The following is an 11,928-nucleotide window of genomic DNA, read 5'->3' on the forward strand; positions in this document are numbered from 1 at the left end:
TAACCTAAAAAAGCCTAAGGCGTACCATCTTTATTCTGCTGTTCTTGCAAGTAGCGGTCGCGGTGAGCGCCGGAGCAAAACCACTGCTCTTGATTGCGCAGTGCTTCATCTTCAGGCACATGCACCTCGCACCAGCGGCAGCGAACCATTTTGCCACCTTCATGGCGGTTGAGTGTTTGACTTTTTTCGTCATGCTCAAGCTTGCGTTGGCGATACATGCCGTAAAGCTTTAAACCGACGTAGAATAGAACGGCGAAGATAATCAGCCGAATGATCAATAGGTTCATCCTTTTGTGTCTCCCGAAGTGGGGATATAGGTAGTGGGAGTGTCATGCGACCTTTGCTAGCTGGCGGCCCTTGCGTGACAATACGTGTATGACGGTGTAACCCTATTCTAAAGATTCTCAAGAGATTTTGACGCCCATGCAAGACTTAACGCTGGTAATGGCCCAACTCGATCCTTTGGTCGGGGATATTCCCGGTAATGCCGCACGCGCTATTGAAGCCGTGCGCGAAGCGCGGATCGAGCATGGGGCGGATATTGTTGTCTTTCCTGAGCTTTTTTTATCGGGCTATCCGCCAGAAGATTTACTACTGCGCCCCTCCATGGAAACCCGACTGCGCGAAGCTCGCGCCCTGATGGCATCGAAAGTTGCCCGGGATGTGCTGGTGATCATAGGTTATCCCGGTGTGCGCGAAGGGCGCTGCTACAACCTCGCTGGTCTACTTTACAACGGTCAATGGGAGGCCGAGTACGCTAAGCAAGCATTGCCTAATTATCAGGTGTTCGACGAGCAGCGCTACTTTACGCCGGGCACCGAGCCGCTCGTCTATGAGCATAAAGGCGCTAAGCTGGGCCTGTTGATCTGCGAAGACCTTTGGGATGGAGCGCCAGTTAGAGCTGCCACAGAGGCAGGCGCTGAGGTGTTGATTAGTTTAAATGCCTCACCCTATCACCAAGAGAAGCCCGCTGAGCGGCTGCGGTTATTGGAGCTACACGCGCAAGACGTCAACCGTCCGATTGTTTATGTAAACACCATCGGAGGCCAGGACGAACTGGTATTTGATGGTGGCTCTTGCTGCGTTAATGCTAGTGGACAATTGCAGGTGTTGGCACCGTACTGGCAGGCAGGCCTGATGCCCATTCAGTTCTTGCAAACCAGCGCCACGGTTTGGGAACCCCAACCTGGGGAGATCGACCCCGAGGCGGCACCAGAAGAGAGTCTTTACTGCGCGCTAGTTACCGGGCTTCGCGACTACGTCAACAAGAGTGGCTTCGACGGTGTGGTATTAGGACTTTCTGGCGGTATTGACTCGGCACTTTCGCTGGCGATTGCCGTTGATGCACTCGGCCCGCAGCGGGTACAGGCGGTGATGATGCCTTACCACTACACCGCAGATATCTCTAAGCAAGACGCCGCTGAGCAGGCCAAACTGCTGGGCGTTTACTATGAAATCATGCCGATTGAACCCATGGTCGAGGCGTTTATGGGCACGCTGGCGGAGAGCTTTGCCGGCACCGAGCGCGATACTACTGAAGAGAACCTGCAATCGCGTTGTCGCGGCGTGCTGTTAATGGCGATCTCCAATAAGAAAGGCTTAATGGTGCTCACCACCGGTAACAAAAGCGAAATGGCGGTGGGTTACGCCACGCTGTATGGCGATATGGTGGGTGGCTACAACGCCATTAAAGACGTGTACAAAACCTGGGTATATCGCTTGGCCCGCTGGCGTAATACCCAGTCACCTGCCATTCCTGAACGGGTGATTGAGCGCCCGCCCAGCGCGGAGCTTGCGCCGGATCAGCAGGATAGCGACTCTCTTCCCGATTACGATGTACTCGACGCTATCCTCTTAAGTTACATCGAAGGCGATATGAGCGCTGAAGCGATCATCGCCGCTGGTTTTGACCATGAAGATGTTTATAAAGTCGTTAAGCTCGTTGACCGCTGTGAGTATAAGCGCCGTCAGGCACCGATTGGCGTGCGCGTTACCCCGCGTGGCTTTGGCCGGGACCGCCGTTATCCGATTGTGAATGGCTGGCAGCCCGGCGAGTAGTTGTAACTAATGATCTAATGAAGCAGCCCCAAAAAACCACGCATAAGCGTGGTTTTTTGGTATTGAAAAGAATCAATGCATCCGTTTAGTCGTTAGCGCCTAAATGCTTCGGAATAAAGCGATTGCCTCGTAATTGCTCATGGTCCGGAGCGTTCTCGCGCAGCACCGCTAGTACTTCGCTGGCGCGGTCATCCATTTCTAAACCTTGATAACCTTCTACCATGGTTGCTAATGCATCCCGAGTGGCGCTGGATTCTGGGTAGTTTTCGACCACCCAGCGGCCTCGCTCAACCGCTGCTAAATAAGCGCCGCGGCGTAAGTAGTAATCAGCGATGTGCAGCTCATGGCGAGCTAACAATTCACGTAGATAGACAATGCGCTGCTGAGAGTCAGCGGCATACTCACTTTGCGGATAGCGCTGAATCAACTCGCGGAAGTCGTTGTAGGCATCCCTTGACGCACCCAGGTCACGCTTTGAAATATCAATCAAGCGCAAACGTTCTAAGCTGAAACGACCTGCTTGCCATGCGGAAAGACCGCGTAAGTAGTAGGCATAGTCCACTTGTGGATGGTCTGGGTGGAGGCGAATAAAGCGACTTGCTGCTGCCCGTGCTTCTTCCCAATCTCTATTTTCATAGTAGGCATAAATGAGTTCGAGCTGGGCCTGCTCGGCATGCGCCCCAAAGGGGTAACGGGTGTCGAGCGCCTCTAAACGCTCTATCGCAATTGGGTAGCGGTTACTGTCTAAGGCCGTGCGGGCCAGTTCATAGAGCTCACGCTCTTGTACCCCAGCAAATTCATCTTCCTCTTCTTCGCTGGAGTTATTGCTCGCACAGCCCGCTAAAAGGGCAAGGCTTAGGGCTAGAGCGCCAAAGCGGTTGGCAGCTGAAAAAACGCGCATCATCATCCTCGTTGCTAACAAGCCTCAATCACCAAAAAGCGGCGATGGCCATAAGTAGAAATGGTAGAATAGGTCGCAGTCAGCCCACTATAAAACACCTCGGCTCAAAACGCAGGCTTAGCGACGTTTCGTCGGGTGTCGTCAAAAGTACAAGCTAAGGTTTTTTTGCGTTTTAAAGAGGTTTTTTATGTCCCGAATTGTTGAAGACACGCAGCGCGTGCCTGCCTCGCTGGCCGGTGCGCGTTTAGACCAAGCAGCGGCGGAGTTGTTCAGTGATTACTCCCGCGAGCGCTTAAAAGCGTGGATTAACGCCGGTGAACTAACGGTGGATGGCGCTCATGCCAAGCCAAAAGCCAAACTGCATGGTCACGAAGTGCTAGCGCTGCAGGCGACCATTGAAGACGATACGCGTTTTGAAGCGCAGGATATTGCGCTAGATATTGTCTATGAAGATGAAACGCTGATGGTCATCAATAAAGCGGCGGGGATGGTGGTGCATCCAGCGGCGGGTAATCCTGATGGCACGCTATTAAATGCGTTGCTGCATCATCACCCGGCGATTGCTGAAGTTCCTCGCGCGGGCATCGTACATCGCTTGGATAAGGACACCACCGGTTTGATGATGGTGGCAAAAACGCTGCCCGCACAAACAGCGTTAGTGGCGCAGATGCAGGCGCGAAGCGTGTCGCGCCAATACGACGCCGTGGTGATTGGTAAGCCGGTATCGGGCAGTACTATTGATGCTCCTATTGGGCGGCATCCAAAAGACCGCAAGCGCCAAGCAGTGACGACATCTGGCAAGCCTGCTATTACACACTTTCGCGTGGTCGAGCGTTTTCGTGCTCACACTCACGTGCGCTGTAAATTGGAAACCGGTCGCACCCACCAAATTCGTGTGCATATGGCCCACGCTCGCTATCCACTGATTGGTGACCCCATGTATGGTGGTCGTGCCAAGCTACCGCCAGGCGCTGCTGAACCGTTGAAGGAAATCCTGCGTGAATTTCCACGTCAGGCCCTGCATGCGCGTAAATTAATTTTTAAGCATCCGGTAAGTGGTGAAATATTAACCTTTCAGGCAGACCTTCCTGATGATTTGTTAATGTTGCTGGACTACTTGCGAGAAGATAATGAGACCATGCGATGAGCGATGCCATTAATCTGCGGCCGACGCTTTTAATTCCCGATTGGCCCGCACCGTCCAATGTACGAGCGTTTGTGACTACTCGCGAAGGTGGGCCGAGCCAGGGTGACTTTGCGGCTTTTAATCCCGCTTCCCATGTGGGCGATAACGCAGACCACGTTGCGCTATGCCGTCGCCTGCTGCAAAAAGAGATTGGCGACGAGCGGCCTTTGCTATGGCTGAATCAAACCCATGGTGCCCGTGTGCAGCAGGGGTATCAGCCTGAACCTGCCGATGCAGATGCGTCGATTGCAACCTCGAATGAATACGCTTGTGTGGTATTGACCGCCGATTGCCTGCCGGTGATGTTTTGCAACCGGGCGGGCACTCAGGTAGCCGTTGCCCACGCTGGTTGGCGTGGGTTGGCGGGCGGGGTTCTGGAAGCAACGATTGCCGCAATGAACACGGATCCCGACGATATTCTAGTATGGCTGGGTCCGGCGATCTCAAACGCCCAATTTGAGGTGGGTCCGGAAGTGTACGGCGCCTTTGTAGCGGTTCACCCTGATACCGCCGAAGCCTTTGACCATAGCCCCTACCGATTAGGCCATTACATGGCAGACCTTTACCGTTTGGCACGCTTTCGGCTAGAAGCGCTAGGCGTTAATCACATTAGTGGCGGCCATTTCTGCACCGCCTGTGAGTCGCGGTTTTACTCTTATCGTCGTGATGGAGGTAAAACAGGCCGCATGGCGAGCGTGATCTGGGTCAATTAATGTTCATAAACGATTTTATAAGCCAGCGGTTTAGCTGCTGAACACTTGAAATATGCAGGACTGACGCCATTTAACTTGTCAAGCTAATAGTGATTAGCACGTCTAACGACACGTTATCGGGTCACGCTATGCGTCAAAACGCATGGCTACCCCAGGAGGAATTCCATGCGTTTTGATAAATTTACCGCCAAGCTTCAGAGTGCGATTGCCGAGGCGCAGTCGCTGGCCGTGGGTCGCGGTCACAATCAATTAGACCCAGCACATTTGCTACTTGCCCTGCTCGACACCAAAGACACCGGTATTAAAGCCCTGATTGAAAAAGCCGAGGGTAGCCCCTCGCGCCTGCGCGATGGCTTAATGCAGCAGCTGGATGATCTACCCAAAGTAGGCCAGTTCGACGGCGAAGTTCAGCCATCGCGAGATTTCATCAAACTTTTTAATTTAACCGACCGTGAAGCGCAAAAGCGTGGCGACCAGTTTATTGCCAGTGAGCTGGTGCTGCTGGCCGCGTTGGAAATGAATTCGGCGATTACCAAGCTGCTGAAAGAGGCCGGGATAACCCGCAAATCCCTTGAAGCCGCCATTAACAGCCTGCGTGGTGGTGCCACCGTGGATGATGCCAACGCTGAAGATCAGCGTGAAGCGCTCAATAAATACACCATGGATCTCACCCGACGAGCGCTGGACGGCAAGCTTGACCCCGTCATAGGGCGCGATGATGAAATTCGTCGCACTATCCAAGTATTGCAGCGGCGCACCAAAAATAACCCGGTGTTGATTGGTGAACCCGGTGTGGGTAAAACCGCCATCGTCGAGGGATTGGCCCAGCGTATTGTTAACGGCGAAGTGCCCGAGGGCTTAAAAGATAAGCGTGTGCTCTCGCTGGATATGGGCTCTTTACTGGCCGGTGCCAAGTTCCGTGGTGAATTTGAAGAGCGCTTGAAATCCGTGCTTAAAGAGCTGTCCCAGGAAGAGGGGCGGGTGATTCTGTTTATTGATGAGCTGCACACCATGGTCGGTGCTGGCAAAGCCGAAGGCGCGATGGATGCGGGCAATATGCTTAAGCCTGCCTTAGCGCGTGGTGAGCTGCACTGCGTGGGCGCGACGACCCTTGATGAATACCGTAAGTACATCGAGAAAGACGCCGCCCTTGAGCGCCGATTCCAAAAGGTCTTGGTGGACGAACCCTCTGAAGAGGATACCGTGGCGATTCTGCGTGGACTGAAAGAGCGCTACGAGGTGCACCACGGTGTAGATATCACCGACTCGGCGATTATTGCCGCGGCTAAGCTATCGACGCGCTACATTACCGATCGCCAGCTGCCCGATAAGGCGATTGACCTAATTGATGAAGCGGCATCACGGATTCGCATGGAGCTGGACTCCAAGCCGGAAGCGATGGATCGCCTTGACCGTCGTCTAATCCAGCTTAAGATGGAGCGTGAGGCGCTTAAGAAAGAGACTGATGAAGCGTCCAAAAAGCGCCTTGATGCGCTCAATAATCAAATTCACGAGCTAGAGCGCGAATACGCCGACCTGGATGAAATCTGGAAAGCGGAAAAGGCCAGTATCCAGGGGGCCGCTCAGTTTAAAGCCGATTTGGAACAGGCTCGTCTTGATCTTGAGCAAGCTCGTCGCCAGGGCGATTTGGCACGTATGTCTGAAATTCAATACGGTAAGATTCCTGAACTCGAGAAGAAAATTACCGAAAGTGGCGAAGGTGAAGCGGACACCTCTAGCCACCAACTGCTGCGCTCTAACGTCACTGAAGAGGAGATCGCTGAAGTGGTCTCTCGCTGGACGGGCATTCCGGTCTCCAAAATGTTGGAGGGAGAGCGGGATAAATTGCTGCGTATGGAAGAGGCGCTACATCAACGGGTGATTGGTCAGGATGAAGCCGTCGAGGCGGTAGCGAACGCGGTGCGTCGCTCGCGGGCAGGACTTTCTGACCCTAATCGCCCTAACGGCTCATTTCTGTTCCTCGGCCCTACCGGGGTGGGTAAGACAGAGCTGTGTAAGTCGCTGGCCAACTTCCTGTTCGATACCGAAGAGGCCATGGTGCGCATCGATATGTCGGAGTTTATGGAGAAACACTCCGTGGCCCGCTTGATCGGTGCGCCTCCCGGCTATGTGGGGTATGAAGAGGGCGGCTACTTAACCGAAGCCGTGCGCCGTAAGCCCTATTCGGTGCTGCTACTGGATGAGGTGGAAAAAGCCCATCCTGATGTCTTTAATATTCTGCTACAAGTATTGGAAGATGGCCGCCTAACCGATGGCCAGGGGCGTACGGTTGATTTTCGGAATACCGTGATCGTGATGACCTCTAACATGGGTTCTGACATTATTCAGCGCATGGGGGGCGACCCTAGTGGTGATCAAGATCGGGATTATGAGCTGATGAAAAATATGGTCATGGAGGTGGTGGGTAATCATTTCCGACCTGAACTCATTAACCGTATTGATGAAGTGGTGGTATTCCATGCGCTTGGTCAAGAGCAGATCCAGGCCATTGCTGGCATTCAGTTGGAACGCCTGAAAGTACGCCTTGCCGAGCATGACCTGAAACTCGAGATCAGCCCTGAGGCCATGGCACAGCTAGCAGTGGTCGGCTTCGACCCTGTGTATGGGGCGCGGCCTCTTAAACGGGCGATTCAAAGCCGCATTGAAAACCCGTTGGCGCATGATTTGCTGGCCGGTAAGTTTGCCCCGGGGGACACCATTCATATCAAGGCCGAAGAGGGTAAACTGGTGTTTAGCTCGTAACTGATGACAACACTTTTGCGCAATTGAGTAGGCAAAAAGCCTCGCTAGCGACGCTGGCGAGGCTTTTTTAATGGCTTTCTGCGACCTTTGTTGCGTTTGAGCTGATAGGAGGTTGACAGGCTGAGGGCGCTAATGGAATCTTGTCGGTTCCTGATTTGCGGGCGCGGACTCTACGGGCAACCCCTAACTCCCGCGCGAAGGGTAGGCGAAGGCCTCTACCCGCCGAAGGACTTCCGGGTTTGGGCTAACCGCCCAACCTGGCCAACGCCCCGACACGGCGATCCGCCGTGATGAGAGTGCAGGCCCTAACCGGGTCACATGCCAGGGTTTGGCATCAGGTGCCGGCATAGGCCGGCAGCGGCATACCGCCGCACTCGACACCGCAGGATGTCCTGCGGATCGCACTCGAGACCTTCAGGGGAGATACACAGTGGAACTGCTTTCCGGCGCAGATATGATCGCCCGCTTCTTGCAAGATGAGGGCATCGAATACATTTATGGTTACCCTGGTGGTGCAGCGCTGCATATTTATGATGCGCTATTCCGTCAGGACAAGGTGAAGCACATTCTAGTGCGTCACGAGCAAGCGGCTACGCATGCTGCCGATGGCTATGCCCGCGCTTCGGGCAAGCCAGGCTGCGTGCTGGTGACTTCAGGGCCTGGAGCCACCAACGCCGTCACCGGGATTGCCACCGCCTACATGGACTCAATCCCCATGGTAGTGCTGTGTGGTCAGGTGGCGAGCCATCTGATCGGTGAAGACGCCTTCCAGGAAACCGATATCGTCGGTGTGACGCGTCCTATTGTGAAGCATAGCTTCTCAATTCGTCACCCGTCTGAAATTCCAGAAGTGCTCAAAAAGGCGTTTTATTTAGCTTCTACCGGTCGCCCGGGCCCCGTTGTGGTGGATATCCCTAAAGATATGACCGCACCCACCGAGCGTTACGAGTACATCTACCCGAAAAAGGTCAAGCTGCGCTCGTATAACCCGGTAACCCGCGGCCACACTGGGCAGATTAAGAAAGCTGTAGAGCTGATGCTCAAAGCCAAGCGGCCGGTGTTTTATACCGGCGGCGGCGTAGTAGCGGGCAAAGCCAGCGAAGGCCTGACTGATCTGGTCAAGCAACTGGGTTATCCGATTACCACTACACTGATGGGCATTGGCGCGTATCCTCAAAGTGACCGCCAGTGTTTAGGCTGGCTGGGTATGCACGGCTCCTATGAGTCCAATATGGCTATGCATCATGCCGACTTGATTATTGCGATTGGCGCGCGTTTTGATGACCGCGTTACCAACAGCACCTCGAAGTTCTGCCCGACGGCTAAAATCATTCACGTCGATGTAGATCCTAGCTCGATCTCTAAAACGGTGCGTGCTGATGTGCCGATCGTTGGTCCGGCCTCAAGTGTCATTAATGAGATGATCAGCTTGGTGCAAGGGCATAAGATCGCGGATCCCGAAGCATTAACCGAGTGGTGGCAGAAAATTGACGGCTGGCGCGCCGACCGTGAAGGCAAGCTTTACGAGCCTTCAAAGCCCGGCGAAGCGCTTAAGCCACAGGAAGTCGTTGAAGCGCTTTGTCGGGTTACCCGGGGCGAAGCTTATGTCACCACGGATGTGGGCCAGCACCAGATGTTTGCGGCACAGTATTACAAGTTTGATAAGCCTAATCGTCTGATTACCTCAGGAGGTTTGGGTACCATGGGCTTTGGTTTCCCCGCCGCGATGGGGATCAAACAGAACTACCCGGATGATGACGTAGTGTGCGTTACCGGTGAAGGCAGCTTCCAGATGATGATGCAGGAACTCTCTACCTGTAAGCAGTATGGGGTGGGCGTCAAGATCGTCAATCTTAATAATGCATCGCTGGGCATGGTGCGTCAGTGGCAGGATTTGAACTATAAGTCACGCCACTCGCACTCTTATATGGAGTCGCTGCCGGACTTCCATATGCTGATTGAGGCGTATGGGTTTACGGCGATTACCGTCAATACGCTTGATGAACTTGAGCCTGCGCTAGAGCGTGCGTTTGCTAATAAGCACGAGCTGGTGTTTCTTGACGTGAAGGTCGACCCCCATGAGCACGTCTATCCGATGCAGGTGCCGTTAGGCGCCATGCGCGACATGCTGCTGTCTAAAACGGAGCGTACCTGATGCGTCATATCATCTCGATTCTGTTAGAAAATGAACCGGGTGCGCTGTCACGTGTAGTCGGGCTGTTCTCCCAGCGTAACTTCAATATTGAAACGCTTAACGTGGCACCTACGGAAGACCCGTCGTTGTCGCGTTTAACGGTTACCACTGTGGGCGATGACCGGGTGATTGAGCAGATCACCAAGCACCTTAATAAGCTGATTGATGTGGTCAAGCTGGTGGATCTTACCGAAGGCAACCACATTGAGCGTGAGCTGATGCTAGTGAAGGTGAAAGCACTCGGTGCGGCGCGTGATGAAGTGAAGCGAACGGTGGATATCTTCCGTGCGCAGATTGTCGACGTATCGCCGAGCCTATACACCGTGCAGATTACTGGCGATGCAGGCAAGTTGGATGCCTTCCTTCAGGCAATGGCGCCGGTAGGTATTCTTGAGGTCGCACGTACTGGTGTATCGGGAATCGCTCGAGGCGATAAGGTCTTATCCCTTTAGGTAAAAAGGTCTTATTAAAAGCGCGAAGCGCTTAATATAAGCCCAGACCGCTGCTCCTTTAACGGGAGCGGCGTTTTTTTTATGGCTGGCCGTTATAGGCGCTCGTTTTACGCCTATGTTTGCCTATGCCTAGGTGCAATTGACTGGCTGAGCGGCACTCACCGTGTAGAATGAACTCGACCACTGTACCCGTGATTTACTTTTAATGGATGAAACCTATGACACAGGACGCTCGCGATCAAGAGCCCGCACACTCTGATCAGTCACATCTAGGTCAGCCAGCCTCTACCCAGCCAGAGAATACTGATCAACCAGAAATGATCGGCAACGAGGATCTGGCAACTGCCTTCTTGCGTGAAACTGAAGTGATTGAAGAGACCGTAGAGGACGGTAAGAAAATTCGCCGTCGCGGTATTTATTTATTGCCTAACTTATTTACCACGTCGGCCCTGTTTGCAGGGTTCTTTGCGGTGGTTGCGGGTATTAATGGCGAGTTTACCTCGGCGGCGGTCGCTATCTTTATTGCTATGGTGCTGGATGGCTTGGATGGCCGTGTTGCCCGTATGACCAATACGCAAAGCGAGTTTGGCGCCGAATACGATAGCTTGGCGGATATGATTTCGTTTGGTATGGCGCCTGCGCTGGTGGCCTTCACCTGGATTCTGCAAGATATCGGTAAAACCGGCTGGGTGGTTGCTTTCCTTTACGTCGCCTGTGCCGCGCTTCGCCTTGCCCGTTTCAATGTCCAGATTGGTAGTGTTGACAAAAAATGGTTTATTGGTTTACCAAGCCCTTCCGCAGCGGCACTAGTGGCGGCCAGTGTGTGGACTTTCCATAGCTTTGATGCTGACGCCTTTGGGTTCAAACTACTGATGCTGGTAGTGGTGGCTGCAGCGGGCGTTCTAATGGTGAGCAATATCCGTTATTACAGCTTCAAGGAGTTTGACGTGCGCAAGCCAGTGCCCTTCGTAGTGCTTCTGGCCATCGTGCTAGCCTTTGTAATGATATCTGTTGAGCCTTCAGTAATGCTGCTACTGCTGTTTGGTGCTTATGTAGCCTCAGGCCCTGTCTTGGCCATCATGCGCAAAGCAAAACCCCAAAGCTGAAACTTTTTTTCCTTTTATTTAATCTAAGCCCTTGCCAACCCGGCTTTGAGCCCGTAAAGTACGCATCCGCTGCCGGGGACGCCAAGCGTTACCAGCGGTGGATGAAGGTGAAAACGTTCGGTTTGTCAGGTAGTTAGCGGTTTTAGGTGTGGTAAGTTTTACATCGAAAATAACGCCCTTGACAACCACCAGGAACTGCGTAGAATACGCCTTCCTCGCTGAGGCAAGCCAAGTCAACGGCCGCCCGGTTGCTTTCACAGCAATCACCCAGCGAAAACGCTCTTTAACAATTTGATCAGGTAATTCATGTGGGCGCTTGCTGATAGTGGTGACAAATCACCGAATATCAAGGCAAGCGGTCATGAGAACGACTGTTTTTAAACGAAAGTTTTTAAACGACAGTTGAATGAATTCGTTTGAACCTTGAGCCAAGTTTGATCCGCTTTTGTTACTTTCGGGTAGCGAGTAAGGATCACAATGATTTTAAACTGAAGAGTTTGATCATGGCTCAGATTGAACGCTGGCGGCAGGCCTAACACATGCAAGTCGAGCGGT

General features: G+C 53.3%; 9 protein-coding genes and 1 rRNA gene. 8 read left to right on the forward strand and 2 right to left on the reverse strand.

Annotated elements, in window-relative coordinates; genetic code table 11:
• Positions 1–14: 14 nt before the first annotated feature.
• A complete protein-coding gene (locus ACQKE4_RS17005) occupies positions 15–287 on the reverse strand; it encodes a PP0621 family protein (protein ID WP_427389485.1) in 273 nt (90 codons plus the stop codon).
• A gap of 136 nt (positions 288–423) precedes the next feature.
• On the opposite strand from ACQKE4_RS17005, the gene ACQKE4_RS17010 reads away from it, so the two are divergent.
• Positions 424–2,058: an NAD+ synthase gene (locus ACQKE4_RS17010; protein WP_427389486.1), complete on the forward strand. Its 1,635-nt coding sequence runs from the start codon at positions 424–426 to the stop codon at positions 2,056–2,058.
• Positions 2,059–2,143: 85 nt separating this feature from the next.
• On the opposite strand, the gene ACQKE4_RS17015 is transcribed toward ACQKE4_RS17010, so the two are convergent.
• Entirely contained in the window at positions 2,144–2,959 is an 816-nt protein-coding gene (locus ACQKE4_RS17015) for an outer membrane protein assembly factor BamD (RefSeq protein WP_427389487.1), read from the reverse strand.
• 187 nt (positions 2,960–3,146) lie between these two features.
• Between ACQKE4_RS17015 and rluD the strand changes: the two genes are divergently transcribed.
• From rluD to ACQKE4_RS17050, 7 genes are all read left to right on the forward strand, one after another.
• Positions 3,147–4,106: a 23S rRNA pseudouridine(1911/1915/1917) synthase RluD gene (rluD, locus tag ACQKE4_RS17020; RefSeq protein ID WP_427389488.1), complete on the forward strand. Its 960-nt coding sequence runs from the start codon at positions 3,147–3,149 to the stop codon at positions 4,104–4,106.
• Positions 4,103–4,858, forward strand: a complete 756-nt coding sequence (gene pgeF, locus ACQKE4_RS17025; protein WP_427389489.1) for a peptidoglycan editing factor PgeF — start codon at positions 4,103–4,105, stop codon at positions 4,856–4,858. Before rluD ends, pgeF begins: the two co-directional genes overlap by 4 nt.
• Positions 4,859–5,023: 165 nt before the next feature.
• A complete protein-coding gene (clpB, locus tag ACQKE4_RS17030; RefSeq protein WP_427389490.1) occupies positions 5,024–7,621 on the forward strand; it encodes an ATP-dependent chaperone ClpB in 2,598 nt (865 codons plus the stop codon).
• Between the two features lie 430 nt (positions 7,622–8,051).
• A complete protein-coding gene (locus ACQKE4_RS17035; protein WP_427389491.1) occupies positions 8,052–9,776 on the forward strand; it encodes an acetolactate synthase 3 large subunit in 1,725 nt (574 codons plus the stop codon).
• Positions 9,776–10,267, forward strand: a complete 492-nt coding sequence (gene ilvN / locus ACQKE4_RS17040) for an acetolactate synthase small subunit (protein WP_035580370.1) — start codon at positions 9,776–9,778, stop codon at positions 10,265–10,267. Before ACQKE4_RS17035 ends, ilvN begins: the two co-directional genes overlap by 1 nt.
• Before the next feature lie 209 nt (positions 10,268–10,476).
• Positions 10,477–11,373, forward strand: coding sequence for a CDP-diacylglycerol--serine O-phosphatidyltransferase (gene pssA, locus ACQKE4_RS17045; protein WP_427389492.1), 897 nt, complete (start codon positions 10,477–10,479; stop codon positions 11,371–11,373).
• Between the two features lie 485 nt (positions 11,374–11,858).
• Positions 11,859–11,928, forward strand: a 16S ribosomal RNA gene (locus ACQKE4_RS17050); the annotation flags it as partial.

Source organism: Halomonas sp. NPDC076908 (assembly GCF_050269715.1).
Taxonomy (GTDB): Bacteria; Pseudomonadota; Gammaproteobacteria; order Pseudomonadales; family Halomonadaceae; genus Vreelandella.